Annotated in this window: 21 protein-coding genes; 11 read left to right on the top strand and 10 right to left on the bottom strand. The window is 46.0% G+C overall.

Annotated features, from left to right (window positions below):
• Window positions 1–22 precede the first annotated feature (22 nt).
• The 3 genes from QUA90_RS21155 (at window position 23) to hisC (ending at window position 2,707) form a co-directional block, all read left to right on the top strand.
• Window positions 23–877, top strand: coding sequence for an alpha/beta hydrolase (locus tag QUA90_RS21155; protein WP_333447552.1), 855 nt, complete (start codon window positions 23–25; stop codon window positions 875–877).
• Window positions 874–1,587 (top strand): glycerophosphodiester phosphodiesterase family protein, encoded by a 714-nt coding sequence (locus tag QUA90_RS21150; protein ID WP_333447550.1) that lies wholly within the window; start codon window positions 874–876, stop codon window positions 1,585–1,587. Before QUA90_RS21155 ends, QUA90_RS21150 begins: the two co-directional genes overlap by 4 nt.
• 73 nt (window positions 1,588–1,660) lie before the next feature.
• On the top strand, window positions 1,661–2,707 hold the full coding sequence (gene hisC, locus QUA90_RS21145; RefSeq protein ID WP_333447549.1) for a histidinol-phosphate transaminase: 1,047 nt from the start codon (window positions 1,661–1,663) through the stop codon (window positions 2,705–2,707).
• A gap of 89 nt (window positions 2,708–2,796) precedes the next feature.
• Here the strand turns inward: hisC and QUA90_RS21140 are convergent, their stop codons facing one another.
• The 7 genes from QUA90_RS21140 to QUA90_RS21110 all read right to left on the bottom strand — a co-directional run bounded on the left by QUA90_RS21140 (window position 2,797) and on the right by QUA90_RS21110 (window position 8,965).
• Window positions 2,797–3,264, bottom strand: coding sequence for a type II toxin-antitoxin system VapC family toxin (locus QUA90_RS21140; protein WP_333447547.1), 468 nt, complete (start codon window positions 3,262–3,264; stop codon window positions 2,797–2,799).
• On the bottom strand, window positions 3,258–3,563 hold the full coding sequence (locus QUA90_RS21135; protein WP_333447545.1) for an antitoxin family protein: 306 nt from the start codon (window positions 3,561–3,563) through the stop codon (window positions 3,258–3,260). Before QUA90_RS21135 ends, QUA90_RS21140 begins: the two co-directional genes overlap by 7 nt.
• A 46-nt stretch (window positions 3,564–3,609) precedes the next feature.
• A complete protein-coding gene (locus tag QUA90_RS21130) occupies window positions 3,610–4,410 on the bottom strand; it encodes a class I SAM-dependent methyltransferase (protein ID WP_333447543.1) in 801 nt (266 codons plus the stop codon).
• A gap of 143 nt (window positions 4,411–4,553) precedes the next feature.
• The gene (locus QUA90_RS21125; RefSeq protein WP_333447541.1) at window positions 4,554–6,194 is read right to left on the bottom strand and encodes a 2-isopropylmalate synthase; all 1,641 of its coding nucleotides are present in this window, start codon (window positions 6,192–6,194) and stop codon (window positions 4,554–4,556) included.
• A 188-nt stretch (window positions 6,195–6,382) separates the two neighbouring features.
• On the bottom strand, window positions 6,383–6,904 hold the full coding sequence (locus QUA90_RS21120; RefSeq protein WP_006633075.1) for a LabA-like NYN domain-containing protein: 522 nt from the start codon (window positions 6,902–6,904) through the stop codon (window positions 6,383–6,385).
• A gap of 338 nt (window positions 6,905–7,242) precedes the next feature.
• A complete protein-coding gene (locus tag QUA90_RS21115) occupies window positions 7,243–7,893 on the bottom strand; it encodes a response regulator transcription factor (RefSeq protein ID WP_333081102.1) in 651 nt (216 codons plus the stop codon).
• Between the two features lie 646 nt (window positions 7,894–8,539).
• Window positions 8,540–8,965 (bottom strand): ferredoxin, encoded by a 426-nt coding sequence (locus tag QUA90_RS21110; protein WP_333383180.1) that lies wholly within the window; start codon window positions 8,963–8,965, stop codon window positions 8,540–8,542.
• 404 nt (window positions 8,966–9,369) lie between these two features.
• Between QUA90_RS21110 and groES the strand changes: the two genes are divergently transcribed.
• The 7 genes from groES to QUA90_RS21075 all read left to right on the top strand — a co-directional run bounded on the left by groES (window position 9,370) and on the right by QUA90_RS21075 (window position 14,132).
• Entirely contained in the window at window positions 9,370–9,681 is a 312-nt protein-coding gene (gene groES, locus QUA90_RS21105) for a co-chaperone GroES (RefSeq protein WP_332945088.1), read from the top strand.
• Window positions 9,682–9,833: 152 nt separating this feature from the next.
• The gene (gene groL / locus QUA90_RS21100; protein WP_333081100.1) at window positions 9,834–11,474 is read left to right on the top strand and encodes a chaperonin GroEL; all 1,641 of its coding nucleotides are present in this window, start codon (window positions 9,834–9,836) and stop codon (window positions 11,472–11,474) included.
• Between the two features lie 362 nt (window positions 11,475–11,836).
• The gene (locus tag QUA90_RS21095; protein ID WP_333447539.1) at window positions 11,837–12,175 is read left to right on the top strand and encodes a flavoredoxin; all 339 of its coding nucleotides are present in this window, start codon (window positions 11,837–11,839) and stop codon (window positions 12,173–12,175) included.
• Window positions 12,176–12,326: 151 nt separating this feature from the next.
• Window positions 12,327–12,587 carry a hypothetical protein gene (locus tag QUA90_RS21090; protein ID WP_333447537.1) on the top strand — a complete coding sequence of 87 codons (261 nt, stop codon included), beginning with the start codon at window positions 12,327–12,329 and terminating at the stop codon, window positions 12,585–12,587.
• Window positions 12,588–12,628: 41 nt separating this feature from the next.
• On the top strand, window positions 12,629–12,835 hold the full coding sequence (locus tag QUA90_RS21085) for a hypothetical protein (protein WP_333447535.1): 207 nt from the start codon (window positions 12,629–12,631) through the stop codon (window positions 12,833–12,835).
• Window positions 12,836–13,044: 209 nt separating this feature from the next.
• Window positions 13,045–13,707: a glutathione S-transferase family protein gene (locus tag QUA90_RS21080; protein ID WP_333447533.1), complete on the top strand. Its 663-nt coding sequence runs from the start codon at window positions 13,045–13,047 to the stop codon at window positions 13,705–13,707.
• Window positions 13,704–14,132, top strand: a complete 429-nt coding sequence (locus QUA90_RS21075) for a hypothetical protein (RefSeq protein ID WP_333447531.1) — start codon at window positions 13,704–13,706, stop codon at window positions 14,130–14,132. Before QUA90_RS21080 ends, QUA90_RS21075 begins: the two co-directional genes overlap by 4 nt.
• 264 nt (window positions 14,133–14,396) lie before the next feature.
• Here the strand turns inward: QUA90_RS21075 and QUA90_RS21070 are convergent, their stop codons facing one another.
• The gene (locus tag QUA90_RS21070) at window positions 14,397–15,332 is read right to left on the bottom strand and encodes an SH3 domain-containing protein (protein ID WP_333447529.1); all 936 of its coding nucleotides are present in this window, start codon (window positions 15,330–15,332) and stop codon (window positions 14,397–14,399) included.
• Window positions 15,333–16,526: 1,194 nt separating this feature from the next.
• Between QUA90_RS21070 and QUA90_RS21065 the strand changes: the two genes are divergently transcribed.
• Entirely contained in the window at window positions 16,527–17,408 is an 882-nt protein-coding gene (locus QUA90_RS21065) for a glycerol acyltransferase (protein ID WP_333323845.1), read from the top strand.
• 362 nt (window positions 17,409–17,770) lie between these two features.
• Here the strand turns inward: QUA90_RS21065 and QUA90_RS21060 are convergent, their stop codons facing one another.
• Both QUA90_RS21060 and QUA90_RS21055 read right to left on the bottom strand, forming a co-directional pair.
• Window positions 17,771–19,180, bottom strand: coding sequence for an FAD-dependent monooxygenase (locus QUA90_RS21060; protein WP_333447527.1), 1,410 nt, complete (start codon window positions 19,178–19,180; stop codon window positions 17,771–17,773).
• A gap of 191 nt (window positions 19,181–19,371) precedes the next feature.
• Window positions 19,372–20,463: an RNA-guided endonuclease TnpB family protein gene (locus QUA90_RS21055; protein ID WP_333447525.1), complete on the bottom strand. Its 1,092-nt coding sequence runs from the start codon at window positions 20,461–20,463 to the stop codon at window positions 19,372–19,374.
• Window positions 20,464–20,744: the final 281 nt, after the last annotated feature.

The following is a 20,744-nucleotide window of genomic DNA, read 5'->3' as shown; positions in this document are numbered from 1 at the left end:
CCACCTATAAAATACCCTAATTATGCCAACTCGTAATACTTTGCACTTACCAGACATTGAACTTTCCTACCTAGAATGGCAGCCAGACACAGGTCAAGAAAAATATCCCCGTTTGCTGCTGCTGCACGGTTTAGCAGATAGTGCGTGTGTCTGGACTAACTTGGGCAATTACTTGTCCAACCGCTATCATATTGTAGCGCCAGATATGCGCGGTCACGGAGAAAGTAGCAAACCAAAAATCGGCTATACTTTTGAAAGTGCGATCGCAGATTTAGAAGCTTTGATGGTACATCTCCACTGGCCAGACGCCCACATTTTAGGACATTCTTGGACGGGCAAACTAGCACCGATTTGGGCGAGGCAAAATCCCCATCGCTTTTGCAGTATGATTTTAGTAGACCCCATCTTCATCACAAAAATGCCCGCCGCGATGAAACTCACCCTGCCAATTGTTTACCGAAAATTAGACTGTCTCAAATGTGTGGGCCCGTTTGCGACTTTATCCCAAGCAGAAGCAGCAGCCAAACAATCGGGAGAATACGCAGATTGGAGTGACTTGCAGCAAATGGTATTCCAACAGCAAATCGAAGAAAAATCCGACGGAAGTTGGGGCAGTAAATTTGCAATTGCAGCCAGAAATCAGATATTTACAGAAGTGATGAAAGTTGCCGGTTTAACTGAAAATATTGAGATACCAACTTTGTTTGTACAGCCGGAAAAAGGCGTAAATCGCATGGCTTGGCAAATGCAGCCATACAAGAGATACTTGAAAAATCTTACTGTTGCAAAAGTACCGGGGAATCACTGGTCTTTTTTGACTGAACCGGAAACTTTTAATCAAACTGTGGCAGATTTTTTAGAGGGCACAAGACAGTGAATTTAGAAATTATCGCACATCGGGGATTTTCGGCGATCGCCCCGGAGAATACTTTAGCAGCTTTTGAACTGGCGATCGCCCGTGGAGCTCATTCGATCGAATTTGACATCCAGCTATCCGCCGACAACGTACCAGTCATTTTTCACGACGCAACATTAGATAGAATCACTGGAGTTTCTGGCAAAGTTAGGGAAAAAACTCTGTCCCAATTGCAGACACTTAATGCGGGAAAATGGTTTAGCGATGAATTTTCACAAGAAAAAATTCCTACTTTAAAAGCCGCATTAACCATACTCAAAAATGTTGACAAATTTCTTTACTTTGATGTCAAGCCGCACTGCGAGTGGTCTGATGCAGATGTGGCGGATTTTGTCAATACTTTGAAGGGCGAAGAAATCCAACATAAATGCGTTATTACCTCCTTTAACGATGGGTTTCTGGAACAAGTGCGGCGGCTATCTGGCGATTTGGCGATCGGACATATTGTTGCTAATCTAGAAGCGTACAAAACTCAATTAGCTCAAGCTGTGACCTATCAGGATAATTTGATTAGCAGCCAGTATCGCGTTTTGCTGGAAAACCCCGCACTAATTCAAGAAAGCCGGAGTCAGGGAGTTGACATTGTAGCCTGGACGGTGGACGATCGAGCGGATATGCAAAAGTTAATTGATTTGGGTATAACACGGATAGTCACTAATTGTTTGATATAATTTGTTTAACTTGATATCTTGCACCATTATCAAGAACGGGCAAGATGCCCGTTCCACAAAACTGAATTAATAGATGAATTACTTTCGCAAAAGCATCCACGAAATGTCTGGCTATGTGCCGGGGGAACAGCCACCGCTAGGCACAAAAATTATTAAACTAAATTCTAATGAAAATCCCTATCCGCCTTCTCCCAAAGCCTTAAAAGTGCTTCAGGAAATAGACGGAGAAATGCTGCGGCGCTATCCAGATCCAAGTGGCAAAAGTTTCCGCATCGCTGCTAGTAAAGTGTTAGGAGTACCAGACGATTGGATTGCGGTAGGTAACGGCAGCGACGATTTATTAAACTTGATAGTTCGCGCTGTGGGCGAATCTGGGAAACAGATTGTTTGTCCCGCGCCAACCTATGTATTGTACCGCACTTTGGCACAAATTCAAGATGCAGAATTTGTTGAAGTTCCTTATCCCGACGACTACAAGTTACCAGTCGATTTGCTAATAGCAGCCCAGGGTGCAGTGACATTTGTAGCTTCGCCCAACAGTCCATCGGGAACAGCCATATCTGTTGCAGATTTGGAGAAACTGGCTAAAGAGTTATCGGGCATTCTTGTGATCGACGAAGCTTATGTAGATTTCGCCGAAGAAAATGCTTTGAACTTGACAGGAAAGTACAGTAATGTTATAGTTTTGAGGACGCTTTCCAAAGGTTATTCCCTAGCAGGATTGAGGCTGGGTTTTGCCATAGCAAATCCGGCGCTGCTGGCTGAATTAAATAAAGTCAAAGACAGCTACAATGTGGATGCTTTAGCCTATGCAGTGGCGGCGGGTGCGATCGCAGATCAAGATCACAAAACAGCCAATGCCGAAAAGATTAAGGCTTCGCGAGCAAAACTAGCCGTTACTTTCCAGGAATTAGGCTTTGACGTTTGGCCCTCGCAAACCAACTTTTTGTTAGTTAGACCACCAAACGGCGATGCAGAAAGGATCTATCAAACACTGAAAGTACGGGGAATATTGATTCGATACTTCAATCAGCCTCGATTAGAAGACAAATTGCGGATTAGTGTAGGTACGGAGGAACAGAATCAAATATTAATTAAAACTTTGAAAGAAATCCTATAAATAACGATCCCACTAAAATTAGTTTCTAGTAATGACTTTAGTCCTCTGATTGGTATGAAGACTTGCATTCCTCACTACCAACACCTTGATTACGGATAATTATTAGGATTATCAATCGCCAACCCTGCCGACTGAGCAATATTCAGCAATCGGTTGTCCGCCGAAACAAAAATTAGTTGAGTATCTGGCACGGAAACGAGAGTAGATTGAACGCGCAAAGCTGACGCTAATTGCACAGCATCATAAGCCCGCAGCGGGTTTTGTATCACCAGTGCGCCCGCTGTTTCTATCAAAGTGCGATCGACTTCAAGAACTTCATACTGGTTGTCAAAATCCGTGCGAAAATCTCCCATAAGTTGGTCAACCTCATCGACAGATAGAGTACCCTCTCGTTGGCGGCGTGAAAAAGCGCTGCATACCTCCACCCAAGTAATTTGAGAAATCGCGAGAAAGTTACCTGCTGCAGGAACAGTAATGGATTGAATCCAATTACTTCCCAATTCAGGCACATACCGTTTAACCAAAGCGCTGGTGTCTAAGAAATAGGCATTTACCACGGGCCGCGATCCTCAATAACGATTTCAGAAAGAGGTTTCCCCACTCTTCCCTTGAGTTTTTCAAACAGTTCGCGCCGCTTTTGTTCTGCGGCTGCATCTAGCTTAAACTGTTTTGTTGGCAAACCCATCAATTTTCGTAAATCCATCAACTTAATCGCTTTTTCGCGATCGCCCTTGAGTTCTTCCGGCGACACTTCTGCTACAATTGTGATTTCCACAGTTTCCCCATCCTTGAAAGACACAGAACTCAAGGGACGAAAAACCCCGTTTTCGTAGATAGCAGTAATAGTTTCTGGCATAATTAGCCTCTTAATTAAATGCTTTGACTTATTGTACTTCTTTTAATTACTTCGTTGCCACCACAGCCAAATTCCAAGCCAAGCGCTTCATCAAAGGCAACTTCTTCAAAAATCCATCCAACCCTTCCAACCGAGAGTATTCCGGTTTCAATCTCTCTTGTTCAATGATAATCTTTTTCCAATAACGCTCCTCATTCGGATGCACTTTTTCTATCAAATAAAAGCGCAAGAAAATCCAAAGCGCCGTCAGCCAAAACGTATCATAAGCCGTCTCCGAAAACAAAGATTGAACAAGTTTCACAATATTAATATCCAAAGGACTTTCATCCTCCGTCCGCACCTCAGTCGCCATCCTGCGGTAAACATTAATCACAGGATTGTGCTTCATCGGGTCCCAAAAACAAGCTTTCCCCCCAGGCTTCAGCACGCGGTGCATTTCGCGAATTGCCTTGTCAGGTTCTGGTAAATGGTGCAGCAAATTAGAAGCATAAACAATATCAAAACTATTGTCCGGGAAATCGAGCGCCATTGCATTCACCGTGCAGCCGTCTATTTTGACGCCGTTTTTCTCTGCCAATTTCAGAGCAACTTCTACCATGCCTTGAGAATAGTCGGCCGCCACACAATTCGCGCCTTTTTTAGCAAAATAAACGCTATTTTCTCCCGCGCCACAGCCTAAATCTAACAGGCGTTTGCCTGTAATATCGCCCATTTGCTGGACGATAAATCTATTTTCTGGGGCCGTACAAGCTTCAAAGTAATCATTGACTCGAATGCCGTCAATATCGATTGTGGATGCCCAAGCATCGTGGAATTGGCGCTCTTTTTTTAAAGTTTCGTCTTGCATTTTTCAAGAGTTGGTTATTAGTAAAAAAAAGTAATTTTAAACCGCAGATAAACCCGGATCAAGGCAGATTAATTGAGATTTATCTGCTTCGATCTGGGTTCGTCTGCGGTTTGTTTCAAGAAAAATGGCTGACAAGAAATTTATCAGCGCTGTGCTTCTGCAACAACTTCATTTCTGATCTGAGTTGGCTGTTCCGACGATTTTTCAGTAGTATGCTGCAATGCCTGATACAGGCGATTTAAAGCGCTGATGTATGCTTCTGCGGACGCTACGATAATGTCGGTATTTGCTGAGTGGCCGGAAAATACTTTGCCTTCGTGCCGCAAGCGAATTGTTACTTCGCCGATCGCATCGATGCCCGCTGTTACCGATTGTACAGAAAACTCGATCAACTCGTTGGGTACGTTTACCACCCGGTTAATTGCCCTGTAAATCGCATCCACAGGCCCAGTGCCGATCGCCGCATCGGTCAATTCTTCGCCCGCCGGATTCCGCACAGTGACAGTTGCTGTCGGGCGAGATTTGTCGCCACAGGAAACCTGCACCAATTCTAACCGGAAAAGTTCCGGTGCTTGGTGCACTTCGTTGTTGGCGATCGCCTCTAAATCCCAATCAGTAATCTCTTTTTTCTTGTCTGCCAAATCCTTAAACTTGACAAAAGCCTTATTTAGCTCATCGTCGGCCATTTCAAAACCCAACTCTTTCAAGCGAGTGTGAAATGCGTGGCGCCCCGACAATTTACCCAGGACGATTTGATTTTCGGTTAAGCCGATCGACTCAGCGTCCATAATCTCGTATGTCCGCTTATTTTTCAGCACCCCATCTTGGTGAATTCCCGACTCGTGAGCAAAAGCATTTGCCCCGACAATCGCCTTATTTGGCTGCACCAACATCCCCGTCAAATTGGAAACCAACCGCGAGGTTTTATAAATTTGGCGCGAGTCAATATTTGTCAGCGGTTCCTCAGAATCTGCAGGCCGGCCCAAGAACGGATTATAATATTGGCGCCGCACGTAAAGCGCCATTACCAACTCTTCCAGAGCTGCATTTCCCGCCCGTTCGCCAATCCCGTTAATCGTACATTCTAACTGTCTGGCGCCATTTTTCACAGCTTCCAAAAAGTTAGCAACAGCCAATCCTAAGTCATTGTGACCGTGAACCGAAATAATTGCGCGATCGATATTCGGCACATTTTCCTTAATTCCCCGAATCAAAGCCCCAAACTCGCTCGGAGTCGTGTAGCCGACAGTATCGGGAATATTAACAGTAGTCGCACCCGCTGCGATCGCTCGTTCTAGAACCTGATACAAAAACTCCGGTTCCGATCGACAAGCATCTTCCGGCGAAAACTCCACATCATCCACAAAAGACTTAGCGTAAGCCACCATTTCCGGTACAATTTCCAGAACCTCAGCCCGCGTCTTTTTCAGCTTATACTCCAAGTGAATATCGGACGTAGCCAGAAACGTATGAATTCGCGAATTTACGGCAGGTTTCAGAGCCTCGGCTGCTGTTTTAATATCCTCCTTTCTCGCCCTCGCTAAACCGCAAATTGTCGGCCCATTTTCTGTGCCAACCGATCGGGCTATTTTTTGGACTGCCTCGAAATCTCCCGTGCTGGTGAAAGGGAAACCCGCTTCAATCACATCCACGCCCAATCTCGCTAACTGGCGAGCGATCGTCAGCTTTTCATCCACATTCAGAGATGCACCCGGAGATTGTTCTCCGTCTCGCAAAGTCGTATCGAAAATAATAATCCGGTCTTGACTTGGTTGAGTTTTCATAGCTCTAAAAAAGTGTTTTCCTGATTTTTACTTGTCCGTTTTTCTGGATTTTTAGCCTCCAGTCACCAGTCCCCTGTCTCGCGCCAATAACGAATAATTAATAACCCATAACCCATAACTACTGACTAATGACTGCTGACTAATGACTAATGACTAATAACTAATGACTAATGACTAATAACTACTGACTAATAATCCATCTTCTCGATATGTTCCCTAATTTCATTTAGGTCTATATACCTATCTGTAGCATTTCGTAACTCTCTAGCAATCATTCCTTCGGTTGATACCACAGTAATATGAGTATTTTTCGAGCGGAGCAGCTCGATCGCCCGCTCAAAATCCCCATCCCCGCTAAACAGCACAACTTGGTCGTATTGATCCACGGTATTAAACATATCAACCACAATTTCTATGTCTAAATTAGCCTTTTGAGAATATCTGCCCGAAGCATCGTCGTAATATTCCTTAAGAATTTTAGTGCGAACCGTGTAACCCAGACTGATCAAAGCATCTCGAAATCCCCTTTGATCTTGGGGGTCTTTGAGACCCGTATACCAGAAAGCATTGATCAAGATGACATTCGGCTGCGAAGTTTTGAAATATTCGAGCACCCTGCGAGGATCAAAAAACCAACCGTTCTTTTGTTGAGCGTAGAACATATTGTTCCCGTCCACAAAAATAGAAAGGCGGTTCATTAAGTTTGTCATAGAAACTTAGACCTAATAATTGTAGAAAGAAGTTAATCTAAATATCACATTTTAGCAACATGGAGCTAACTGAGGCAATAGATTAGACTTCAGAAAACTCCATCTCCCCAGTATTTCATATTTTCGGCTCTACCGCCAGAGGGTTCTTTTAACCCTGCTTGCATTTGAGCGAGGGGCCCTCACAAACTATACGCCTAGTAACTCAATACCGGCTGCCGTGTCAAGGTTAATGGCGCCTTCAAACTACCGTGCCCACCGCCCTACCGCCAAGCAGGCATACGCCCAGCGCATAGCAGTAGATTTTGCTCCCCTGATTTCATAGCGCAGACTACCTCCGCTCAAGCCTTTTTGCTTTCAAGAGCCCAGCGAGCTAACTCTGTCCGGTTGTGCAGACCTGTTTTGCCCAGCATATTGCTGACGTGGCTTTCGATTGTCCGCTGGCTGACATTCATCACGTCTGCGATCTGGCGGTTTGCCATACCCTGCGCTAGCAACTGTACGACCTTTAACTCAGTGGGAGTCAATTCGACATTGCGGCGCGCCTTAATTTTTGGGCCACTGTCCATACCGGGATTTGAGTGGCTAATCAAGCGGGATGCTGCTTTCAGAGAAGATTCCACTTGGGCCACCAGTTCTTCTGGTTCAAAAGGCTTGACTATATAAACGTCAGCCCCAGTGCTCAAGCCTTTTACTCGGTCTGAACTTTGACCTTTTGCGGACAAGAAAAGAACCGGAATCCAGCTCGTGCGAGGGTCTTCTCTGATGTGTTTGACTAAAGTGTAGCCATCCATTTCCGGCATCATCACGTCGCAGATCATCAAGTCGGGAACTTCTTGTTCTAGTTTTTCCAGAGCGTCTCTGCCGTTTTCTGCTGTAATGACGTTGTAACCCCGAAACTCCAAGTAGTCCTTGACCAGCAAGATCAAATTGGGGTCGTCGTCAACCAGCATCAGCCGTTTTTGTTCTCCTGAATTATTGTCCTTTGTCATGTTTATTCCCGCTAAAGTATCCCGCATACTTCCTTCTTTTCACTTCTGTTTTTTCGGTCAGTCCCCCGCCACCCGGCTGGGAGTGGAGGACGACGATCGACTGAAGGGATGGCGGTGAGGGAAAGCGGGGCGGGTATTACCGCTTCCCAACCTGTAATCGACGGCTGTTTCTGAGTGTCTTACGACCTGGAACGCAGCCAAAACCAGTAATGGACGATCGCCCTGTCAAGATCGGCCTTGATTGATTGGAGATTGCCTAACAGAGCGCAAGTTAAATATTTAATCTCGATCGGTTCAATTTCAGGTTAATGCCCCGGTTTTAAATGATACTTCTGATATAGAGAAATTTAAGCAGACTCCCTACTTACGTATTTAACTGTTTCTAGTGTAGTTTGGCAACCTGCTTAGTGTCTGCCACTGAGAAATTTTTGCACAAAATTTCACAGTTCCTCCGATCGATTTTTTTGGTGTACCTTTTGAGAAACACCAGAAACACGGGAAGCCACCCAGGGAAGACAAGAACCTAACTACAGTTTTATGGAGCTGTAGCAGGTGCGATTGCCCGCAAGCCAAACTGTCTCAAATTCTCACCCTTAACCTTAAATTTAACCTTTAATTATACCCATGTACTTTAACAGCGCTATAATTAGACGTTTTGCTCCGCCTCAGCAGGCACTGGCAAAGGATGAGTCAAGAAAGCGTATTCTTGAACGACCTTTGAGTTTAGGAGATGTTCCTGAATAATTCTCTCAATGACGGGTGGAGTAACGTCGCGATACCACACTCCGTCTGGATAGACTACCATAATCGGGCCAGACGCGCACACTCGCAGGCAATTGGCTTTGGTGCGAAAAACGCAGGTTGGTCGAGTGGCAGTTGGCTTGTCCAACCCCAATTCTTGCAAGCGTTTTTTTAAGTAATTCCACGCCTCCAGACTGGTTTGCCGAGCGCAGCACTTGGGCACGGTTTGGTCGGCACAGATAAAAATATGCCGCTCGATTTGAGCGATTCCCAGGCTTTGGACGCAAGCGCTCAAGCCTTGGCTGCAATATTCCTGGTTATTTTCTGTCATTTTATTCATCACTCAAAAGTAATTGGTTAGCGGTCTAAAGTCATCACCACAGCGTCCACTCCCAGGGCGGTTTCATTGTCTTGTAGGGGCTGCCCCCCGTGGCTGCCCCTACCTATGAAATAACCGAAAAATCGTCGGTGGGGAGGGTAGGCACGGGGGCACTACCCCTACAAAATCCTCGTTTTTTGGAGAATGAAACAGCCCTGCACTCCCCCCTCTCCTTCCCTTCAACTCATGCTCGGTTCGGGAACCCGTACTGACAACTAAGTTGCGATCGCCCCTTTCTAGAGCTAAATTAGCACTCAGGAGTCGAGAGTGCTAATATGTCAGTTGTAAGTAGTCCGCTGTTGCTTTCATCGTGACCCCTGACGACTGACGACAATCTGTAATCTGGAGATTTATTTATGGCAGCAGTATCACTGAGTGTTTCTACCGTTAAACCGTTAGGCGAGCGCGTGTTCGTAAAAGTAAGCGCTAGCGAAGAAAAAACCGCCGGCGGCATCCTTCTGCCCGACACAGCTAAGGAAAAGCCCCAAGTAGGCGAAGTCGCGGCCGTGGGCCCCGGCAAGCGCAATGACGACGGCACCCGCATTGAAATGGAAGTCAAAGTCGGCGACAAAGTTCTCTACTCGAAGTACGCCGGCACCGACATCAAACTCGGCACAGACGAATACGTCTTGCTTGCAGAAAAAGACATTCTGGCGATCGTTAACTAATTAATCATTAGTCATCAGTCCTTAGTCCTTAGTCCTTAGTCATCAGTCATTAGTTTAAAGCGAACGCCGCCAAACAACTAATGACACGGGACAAATGACTAAAATCCATCATCCCCCATCCAAAATCTCAAATCCTCTCATCCCCAAAAACTATGGCTAAGCGTATCATCTACAACGAAAATGCACGTCGCGCCCTCGAACGCGGTATGGACATTTTGGCCGAAGCAGTGGCCGTAACCCTCGGCCCCAAAGGCCGTAACGTGGTTCTCGAAAAGAAATTCGGAGCTCCTCAAATCGTCAATGACGGTGTTACCATCGCCAAAGAAATCGAACTAGAAGACCACGTAGAAAATACAGGCGTTGCCCTGATCCGTCAAGCAGCTTCCAAAACCAACGACGCAGCAGGCGACGGTACCACAACAGCTACCGTTTTGGCTCACGCCATGGTCAAAGAAGGTCTGCGTAACGTAGCAGCCGGCGCAAATGCGATCGCCCTCAAGCGCGGTGTTGACAAAGCAACCACGTTTTTGGTAGAAAAAATTGCCGAACACGCCAAACAAGTAGAAGATTCCAAAGCCATCGCTCAAGTCGGCTCCATCTCTGCTGGTAACGACGATGAAGTCGGCCAAATGATTGCCAACGCAATGGACAAGGTGGGCAAGGAAGGCGTGATTTCCCTGGAAGAAGGGAAGTCTATGACCACCGAATTGGAAATCACCGAAGGGATGCGCTTCGACAAAGGCTACATTTCTCCCTACTTTGTTACCGACACCGAACGGATGGAAGCGATTCTCGAAGAACCCTTCATCTTGCTGACAGACAAGAAAATCGGCTTGGTACAAGACTTAGTACCAGTGCTCGAACAAGTAGCCCGTTCCGGCCGCCCGCTGTTGATCATTGCAGAAGACATTGAGAAAGAAGCTTTAGCTACCCTCGTTGTCAACAAACTGCGCGGTGTGTTGAACGTGACTGCTGTTAAAGCACCTGGTTTTGGCGATCGACGCAAAGCCATGTTAGAAGATATCGCCGTATTGACCGGCGGTCAACTGATCACCGAAGATGCCGGTTTGAAACTGGAAAACACCAAGCTGGAAGTAATCGGCAAAGCTCGTCGCGTCACCATCACCAAAGACAGCACCACAATTGTTGCCGAAGGTAACGAAGTCGCAGTCAAATCTCGCTGCGAACAAATTCGCCGTCAAATGGACGAAACCGAGTCTTCCTACGACAAAGAAAAGCTGCAAGAACGTTTGGCCAAATTGGCTGGTGGCGTCGCAGTCATCAAAGTCGGCGCGGCTACCGAAACAGAAATGAAGGATCGCAAACTGCGTCTTGAAGATGCGATCAACGCAACCAAAGCTGCTGTCGAAGAAGGAATTGTTCCTGGCGGCGGTACAACTTTGGCTCACCTGACTCCTCAATTAGAAGAGTGGGCTAACAGCAGCCTGAAGGGCGAAGAATTGACCGGTGCTTTGATTGTGGCACGGGCTCTGGCTGCTCCTCTGAAGCGGATTGCTGAAAATGCTGGTTTGAATGGCGCTGTGATTGCTGAGCGCGTCAAAGAAAAGCCGTTCAACGTTGGTTTCAACGCAGCGACAAATGAGTTTGTCGATATGTTTGAAGCTGGTATCGTTGACCCTGCGAAGGTAACTCGTTCTGCTCTGCAAAATGCCGCATCTATTGCTGGTATGGTGCTGACAACCGAGTGCATCGTCGTTGACAAGCCTGAACCGAAGGATGGCGCTGCTGCTGGCGCTGGCGGCGGCATGGGCGGCGGCGACTTCGATTACTAATTAATCGATCGTTTGATTACTAATAGCTAGTTTGATGGGGCGGGCAAAAATGTCCGCCCTGTTCTATTTGGAAGTGCTTTTAGCGCAATAGTCCGGACAGTTTTCAACCACTAACGGTATAATGAGGGTTTCAGCCTTCTCAGTGAGGTCAAATGCTAACGGTAGAATGCGGGTTTCAGCCTCTGTCTCAAAAACTGTCCGGAGTATTGTTAGCGTAGGCATGACTTTAACTCTGAAGATCAGTTAAATACTTTTTTCAGAGATATTAAATAATATATTTTTTTACTCAAAACGCAAGGTCACAACCTAATAGCCCAACCCTGCGGTGACATTAAAACTAGAAATTTTAATCAAATTTGAACATGACTAAAACAAATGTAGAGATAATTCCCAACGAAGCCTTAGTAGTTCGTGGTGGTCGTAATCATCCAGAAGATATTCAACGTGCCATAGGAACCCACCCCAGCGGTATCACGGGAATTTCTGTAGAATGTGCAGTAGAATTGTCTGTAGCAGAATTAGCATTACCAATCCCTCATAGACAAGTTGGTGTTACCACAGTGGGTAAAGTTCGTTCCGAAGGTGGAGATGTGATCCGTACTTCTGGCAGAAGTTTAAATCATGCAACTCTGACTGGCTTAACACCAGAAAAAGCAAGTCTTCTGCTGACACCAACGATTCCTAACCCATCTAGGACTTAGGCAACTGGCACATAGATTAGGGTGCGTCAGACCCTCAAACCCTGGTTATATTAATCCATCACTTCGTCTGACGCACCCTACAATCTCATCTTAGTGAGGCAGTTGCGTAAATTTTCCCCTCAAAAAATTCATCTTAAGTGTAGTAAGAAATATGAGTTCTTCTAGAATCTTTGCAGACTTTCATAATGCTGATAAACAGAGTCGCCTTCGTCTGAATTGTGTTGGTACAATTGAAGATTTAAGTCGCCAAAATATTAAATTGCAAAATGGTCAATTGCTCACCCTCTATAGTGAAGAATTAGAAGTGGATGGCGTGGTGCAATATTCTGAAGAGGAAAGTCTTTGGGTTGCCGTAATTAATTGGGAGGAAATTAGACAAGTAGAGGATATGCTTCTTCAAGCAACTGCCTAGTTAGGGATTGCTAAATATTCGTCCTTGGGAATGGAAATAATATGAATCTATCATTTAAAGATTTAAGATTTATGATAAAAGCCATTGAACATCAAATAAATGCCTATCAAGAAAGTTTGCAAGTAATTGAAGATGTAGATGAGGATGAGGCTGCCGATCTAGGGAACGATATTAAATTTTTAGAGCTTCTCCTCGCAGATATGACGACAAGTTTAGATCAGAATACTGGACGGGAAAATATCGCTTAGGAACAAGCGCTATCTGAAGCCCTAGAAGTGACTTTTGCAGAGTGGGAAACTAGCGAGGCGATGACGGCGGAGGAAGCCTGTAAACGGATCAGAGTAATTTCAGGTCAAGCTCTCGAATAACTTGGAGAGAAGCCAACAAAAACTGATCCGCCTAAGTGCATAATCAAAATGTGGCTTTTATTACCTATCAATAACCAGGCACACCATTTATGAAACTTTACCACACTCCCATTTCCGCCAACTCCCGCCGCGTGTGGATCGCCCTCCTAGAAAAAAACCTCGACTTTGAATTAGTAGAAATCCACTTGGACGGCGATCACTTGCAACCTGAGTTTGTCGCCATGAATCCTTTTCACCGCATCCCTGTTTTGGTCGATGATGACTTCACTGTCGTCGAGTCTTTAGCAATTCTTGACTATCTAGAAGCGAAGTATCCAGCACCGGCAATGCTGCCGAAAGATCCGCAAGATTTGGCAGTTGTGAAAATGGTAGAATTGGTCACGGTTAACGAACTTGCGCCGGCACTTTACCCCCTCAGCAGTGAAAAAATGGGCTGGGGAATTCCTGAACTGGAGGAAATCGAAAAGGCTAAGGAAAAAGTCGATACTGTGTTGAAATTCTTTGAAGGTTTGTTGGACGATCGCCCTTTTTTCGCTAGCAACACTGTTACCTTTGCCGAGTGCGTTGCCGGCACCGTCGTGCCCTTGCTATCTTGGGTTGATGTCTCCATAGACGGCTATCCTAAAATTAAAGCTTGGTGCGATCGACTGCTTGCCCGCCCCTCATGGCAGCAAACTCAATTCACCGAAGCAGATTTGGCGGCTTTCGCGTCTCGGAGACAAAAATTTCTCGCAGAATCGGAAGCCTCATGAACAAATCAATTGTCAAGCGATCGCTCTTTTTCCTAGCTGTTTTCGCCTGCATCCAAATTCCCATCGCAGCAATGGGGCAGCCCGCCGCCCGATCGAACTACGAAGAAATTAACGCTAAACAGTTCCTTGTCGATCGCAAAATTACCGTCTCCAACCCCAAAGATATCGCAGCAAAACTCTTTAGCAGTGACCGAGAATCTGAAGGCCGAAAAAGCGACCAAATTGCAGTTGAATATCCCACGGGAGAAACAGCAGTAATTGTGCATACAGTCGTCGGTTTAGCTGACGATTCTGTTGCCGGAATGCGACACCGAATCGAACTCAGACTCAGGCAAAATAAGTGGGAAATTGTCTGGATTGGCCGACAATCGAAGTGTCAACCAAATCGCGGACACCGAGATTGGGCAAGCGGGCTCTGTAGGTAGAAAGGTCGATCGGCTTTTTGCTTAAATTTCTTCACCCCGCCTTCGTTGCGAGGAAGCAAGCTAGGACTTTACGCAACCGATGATGAAAAACAGAGGCCCAGAAAGATTAGCTACCGCTGACTCGCGACAGAAATCAGTTATTCCTGCGTAAGTCCAGGAAGCAATCTGGGATCCGCGTTGTTTCCTGGCTGCGCCACAATAACTTAAAACTATTTTCGGTGTCGATCGCTCTTTTAGTCAAAAAGAGCGATCAAACTCAGAAGTTTACTTGCACATGATCAAATTTCCAGCCGAGATGAATCCGGGCACAGGGCCTGAAATCTCAAGCCAATTGCGCTGTTCTCCATTCTTATCTTTCACTAATTGGAAATTGGGAACAAGCGTTACTTGACCGTTAGCCGCTACGCTGCCTTTAACAGCAGAAGTCTTTGAAGGCTCCGCGCGGATAACTAGACCCTTCGGCGCTACGCGAGGTTCTACTTGGCGACACAGACTTACAGGGCCCACTGCAGGGGCTGGTGCTGGGGCTGGGGCTGGTGCTGGGGCTGGTGCTGGCGCTGGCGCTGGTGCGGGCGCTGGTGCGGGCGCTGGCGCTGGTGCTGGTGCTGGTGCTGGTGCTGGTGCTGGTGCTGGTGCTGGTGCTGGTGCTGGCGCTGGTGCTGGCGCTGGTGCAGGTGCTGGCGCTGGTGCGGGACTTGGGGAAGGTGCCGGTGCAGGCGCTGGTGCTGGTGCTGGTGCTGGCGCTGGTGCTGGCGCTGGTGCAGGAGTTGGGGAAGGAGTTTGACTAATTGTGCACGAACCTAAATTACTTTCGTCGTTGGGATAGCCACTAGCCACATACCCTGTGACGGGAGCGGTAATTTGAATCCAGAGGCGACCGTCGGAGGCTTTAACAGAAGTAGCACCTTGGGACAGCGTTACCTGTGTGTTAAGTGCTACCCCGCCAACTCTAGGGGATTTGGGGTCTGGGTTCTGACGAACCGTCAAACCTTCTTTGGGAGTGACTTTGCGGCAAAGGTTGCCAGCCTGGGCTATTTGAAACGTGGCGCTATCTTCAAAGGAAATATTTTCAGCATCTTGACTGACAGTGGATGTTGATGGGGCGGCAACACCGATGGCATTCGCCTGCAAACTTCCGGCTACGATCGCGAGCGCGCCCAGCAATGCAGCGGGTTTATTCCAGCAATTCAAGTTTTTCATCCGTTCAAATCCTCACTTAACCACAATAATTATCTTAATTGCAGGTCAATATAGCAAAAAAATCGATTTGTCTTCCACAAAAAAGCTTTATATAACTTTTTTATGACCGCAAGTCAAGTTTTATTGATATTATTTAATGTTTCGTGAGTTGAGCGAAGAGACATAAAGCTGCTACGCCTATAAATGGCTCATTATGGCAGAGCGGGATAGGGGGAGAAGGCCAGAGTGTCCGAGTCGGGGAATGGCAGAGGGGGAACGTCAACAGTTAACTGTTTAAATGCGGGACAGTTTACTAGGAATCAAAGTCATGTGTTGTCCGCCAATATCTTGTCAGGTGTTCGTTAAACCATTTAGCTGCCTGTTGTTGCAGTTGAGTAATATGGGGCTACATTTCAGGTGAATTCTTGGCAGCTTCGAGAGCGAGATTGTGCTGGACATGCTCCAAGATTCAGATTGACCAAGAATTTCTTGATGGTGCAAGCCCCCGGATTTATCCGTGGAATCAATCCCAAATCGAAAATCGAAAATCCTCAAGCCCCCGCATTTATCCGTGGGGTCGCCTCTAAAATCTAAAATCTAAAATCGATTGACAGGCGATTGGCGCGATCGACCCCATGGTCGTACTGGGGTGTCGGAAGCCGGATACAGTTCTTCGATCGCGCTCACATAACTCCATTGTCGATCGTACCTTACTTAAAATTGTGGTAAACAGCACCAATCGCTAGCATTGACCCGAGGGCTGGCGTCAATTTGATAAAATCTTCCAAAACGGAAACTTATCGGCTTGAGGCACAGTTGTGTTTTTCTGGCTAAAGTCGCCCCGCCATCAGCGACAGTTGCTGTAGCTGTTTGCAAACGGTTTTGTTCCTGTGGAGACAACCAGCACAAAACCTCCGAACAAAAGCAGCCCGCTCACATCAGAAACCAAATATTTGCGCCAATTCTGATTTAATTATATTGCTATAGCAACCGCGCTCCATGTTTATGAGGTTTTTACTGGCTAAAACTAATGCGGTAGATTCCTTCGGAATGGGATCATATTAATGATATGAATTGTTTTTTTTGAGGGCGATCGGGATTAGCACACTCACAAGGAGAGGAAAAGCCCAACTAATCTCCTCCCTTATTCCTTCTGTCCAAATAACTAAAGCCTTCTCTATTCGAGAGTTCAAGCTTTCTTCCTTCTACTATATAATGACCAAAGCGTTAAATATTTTTGCAGTGACAAAAACTACTAACAAAAAAGACGGCAAATCCTCTAAATATCCCTTTGACGGTCTATCTTTAGACGATCGCAATCCCGACTTCATTCAGCTTTTGTTGCCACTCTGGGAATGGCTGTACCGCTACTACTTTCGCGTACAAAGCGACGGCTGGCACCACGTACCCGCCAGCGGAAAAATGCTCGTGGTTGGTTCTCACAACGGGGGACTTGCCGCTCCAGATATGTTTATGTTCCTATACGAATGGTTCCGCAGGTACGGAACTGAACGCTTGGCCTACGGATTGATGCACCCCACTGTTTGGCAAGTTTCTCCTGATGTTGCTAGCATGGCGGTTCAGTGTGGAGCCCTCAAGGCGCATCCGAAAATGGCGATCGCAGCTTTGCGGAAAAATGCCCCGGTTCTTGTCTATCCGGGCGGCGCCCAAGATGTTTTTCGCCCCCACCACTTGCGCGATCAAATCTACTTTGCGGGACGCAAGGGATTTATCAAATTAGCATTGCGAGAAGAAGTGCCAATTTTACCAATTATATCCCACGGTGCCCACGATACTTTGATAGTTTTGGCAGATTTGTACGAACAAGCAAAGCAATTGCATGAATTGGGAATGCCGTGGCTATTTGGCATCGATCCAGTGGTATTGCCAGTGTATTTGGGATTGCCTTGGGGATTGAGTATTGGGCCTTTGCCAAACCTGCCTTTACCCGTGCAAATTCGGACTCGCGTGTGCGAACCGATTGTATTTGAGAGGTATGGTTCGGAGGCGGCGCGCGATCGCGATTATGTTGATGCTTGTTTCGAGCGAGTTACCGCCCAAATGCAAGAACAATTAGATTGTTTGGCTGGCAAGTAACAATTGCACAAGCCTAGATTATTCTCTGCAGCAGAAACCGATTTTTTTACGACAAAATAGCGTGAGTCGCGAGGGATATGGGTAAAAAAACTGGTTTCTCGACTCTTGTGGGTAAGTCGTGACTGCAAACAGTTTTTGAAATAAATCATTAGATTTATTTCAAAAACCGACAATTGCGGTAATAAATCGGATTTTACCCATCTTAATTACGTGAAATACCCGAAAACCGCACTCGCCAAAGTGATACTTTTTATCATGCAGGTGGTAGCGGACATCATATCAGGTTAAATCAACGCAGATGAAGAGGATTTCATCTGCGTTTATCTTCCTTACTCGGCGGTGAAAAAATAGACTTGGCAAAACTAACCTGATTCTGTATAAACTCTTGATCTTAATTCTGCCTTCTGTCGAACGGTGACTAATTGCCCGATCGCCTTAAGCGCAATACTGGGAGAAAAAAGTACAGCCGGCGACTCAATCATGTGCACAACTTCCACAAATGCTTGACAAACTTTAGCATCTGGGACCAGCACTTTTAACACCAAATCCATGTAATCAATTGTCAGTCGCGTAGCAAGGTTTAGTTTTGCACCTGTACTTCCCGGATAGCGAGAGTCCTGACTGATGGCAAACATCCAAGGAATAGTGTGTAATTTTGCTAGTTTTTGTTGAAATTCTCGCGCAAAGCCTGTTAAATCGCCTTCTGGATACCGCTCTCTTTGCTTTTGCAAACATTCATCTAGCATCTGAGCATCCAGTGCAGCAACCGTCATTCCGTGTCCGTATATCGGGTTAAAAGCGCAAACTGCATGACCGATAATTATTAAGTTTTCAGGAGAACGACGGAGGCGCTCGTAGTGGCGCCAACGATTTTCTGTACCTCGATAGCTATAAATAGGTGTTATTGGTTCTGCATCTTTAATCGCATCATAAATTGTCGGGGTTGGCAGACTGCGGGCAAATTTTACAAAACCTGCTTCGTCTGTGGGGGGATAATCGCGATCGCCCCCGTCGAGAGTCACCAGCCAGCGATTGCCTTCGATCGGAAAAATTGCACCGCCACGAGTGCGAACTGGCGGGGCTAGTGACACAAATACTGGCGCTGTTTCTGACAATTTACCGCTGCATTTATAGATGCGGCTGGCATAGCCGACAAAAGCATTGATAACAGTTTCTTGTGGAGGTTCATAGCCCAAACTTTTCAACCATTTAGGTGTTTTGGAAACTTTGCCACCAGCATCGACTACTAAATCTGCATACAAATTCTCTGTATGGATGTTACTAGGGTTGTGGCGATCGCGAAAACGCACCGACACGCCAGCAACCTCCGTGTGCGAGGCATTCGCCAGCAACCCCGTTACTGTACCTCCTTGGAGGAAATGCACGTTCGTATTTTCAGCCAAGCGGCGGCGAATTTGCCAATCAAGTAAATCCCGACTGAACATAATTAAATCATTTAGATCCGGACTAAATTGCGGGGCCCAACCCGCCGGACTAAACCACCCGATCGACCTCGGATCTAAACTAGGAGCACCAGCAGCTACCAGTTCGTTTTCCAAGCCCGGAAAAAACTCTTCTAGGATCATTTTTCCCCGATTTAAAAGGATGTGAAGGTGACGGGATTGAGGGATACCGGGGCGAGGTGCGGGTTTTTCTGGAAAAAAATCTCGTTCAACAATACTTACTCGGTCGAAATGTTTTGCTAATACTCTAGAGGCCAACAGTCCTGCTAAACTGCCGCCAATAATAATTGCATGACTTTCTCGGTGCACTATCGAATTCCTTGGAAGCTAATTTGCTATGGCATTGGTAGATGAATTGTGAACAATTTGTCTGGGCTTCTGTGCCGACTGCTTCATAAAACTTACCTAAACGTATCTAAAGCCATCTTTAGATACAATTCATGTTTACTTCCTACGCTGTTGGGTAGACGGCTAATCCCAAGATAAGTAGGCTATCCCCCTCAAGCCGAGGGTTCCCAGTTTAAAATGTTCAGACTTGCATTCAAATCGCGATCTAAAGATATGCCACAAACAGGACAGTCGAAAGTCCGAATGCCTAGTGGCATATCTTTTTTAGTGCCACAATTCGAGCAAGTTTTAGTGCTGGGGAACCATTTGTCTACCAGCACTAAATGTGCCCCATACATTTTGCACTTATAATCGAGTTGGCGTTTGAATTCGTAAAACCCTATATCCGATATTGCCCCGGCCAACTTGTGATTCGCCATCATTCCTTGAACGTTCAAGTTTTCAATCTTGATTAGCTTAAAAGTTTTGGCTAAATAAGTTGTTAACTTGTGAAGGAAATCTAAACGAATACGAGCTATCCGTGCGTGAATTCTGCTGATTTTATGGTAGGTTTTGCGCTGACTTTGGGAGCCTCTTATCTGTTTTGAGGCTTTGCGTTGCAAGGTAGCAAGCTTGGTTTTCGCTTGTTTTAACGGCTTTGGTGCATCAAATACCTGTTGGTTTGACAGGGTGGCCGCATATTTAATGCCCACATCGATTCCTACAGAGTTCTCAGGCTGTCGAACTGGCAAACGTTCTGCATCAATGCAGAAGGACACAAACCAGCGACTTCCTTCTTTTGAAATCGTAAAAGTTTGAGATACGAATCCGCATTCTAAGGGTTCATAAAGTCGAAAACTTCCCAAGGTAGGAATCTTGATTGTACTGCCAGCAGCCAATAAAACTTTGCCGTTAGACGAATCGACCGTAAAAGATTGACCGGATCGGCGATGAGCCAATTTCGGATGACCTGCTTTCCCCGAACGATACCTACTAAAAGCATCTTTCAAGTCAATCAAAGCGTTTTGATAAACTCGACTAGATAACTGGTTCATCCAACCAAATTCAGGCTGTTTCTTGACGTAGTTGGTGAGAACTTTTTTAACTTCGTTGAGCACTTTCGAGTCTGTGAATTGCCCCTCGCTATACATTTGAGTCCGCAAGGTTAACCCAAAGTTAAATACTACGCGCCGGAATCCTGCGTGTCTTGCCATCAAAGTCGCTTCGTTGTTATTCAGTTTGAGCGCTCGTTTGAGGGCAAACACAAAACTTCCTCTCAATGATTAACTATGGAGAATTTTAGCAAACTATTTGGCACTTAAGTATTGCTCTTAATATCGATCGACCACAGATTCTCCTCTGCGATTATTTTAATCAGACTTACATAGCACAAATATTCCTAAAGTGACAGCCGGCTGCAGACATATTTTTACACTTCCAACTGTAGGGGGATGCTTTAGCTCGTCAATAAGGCGATGCTTGCCATTGGGGGCATGAGTCTAAAACTATACATTGGTTAACTTGCGCCAATGAGCGCGCGCACCCA

This window comes from Microcoleus sp. D3_18_C4, from assembly GCF_036702355.1.
In the GTDB taxonomy this organism is placed as follows: domain Bacteria; phylum Cyanobacteriota; class Cyanobacteriia; order Cyanobacteriales; family Microcoleaceae; genus Microcoleus.
The sequence above is the reverse complement of the archived record's forward strand: the minus strand, read 5'-3'. Positions and strand labels throughout refer to the sequence as shown.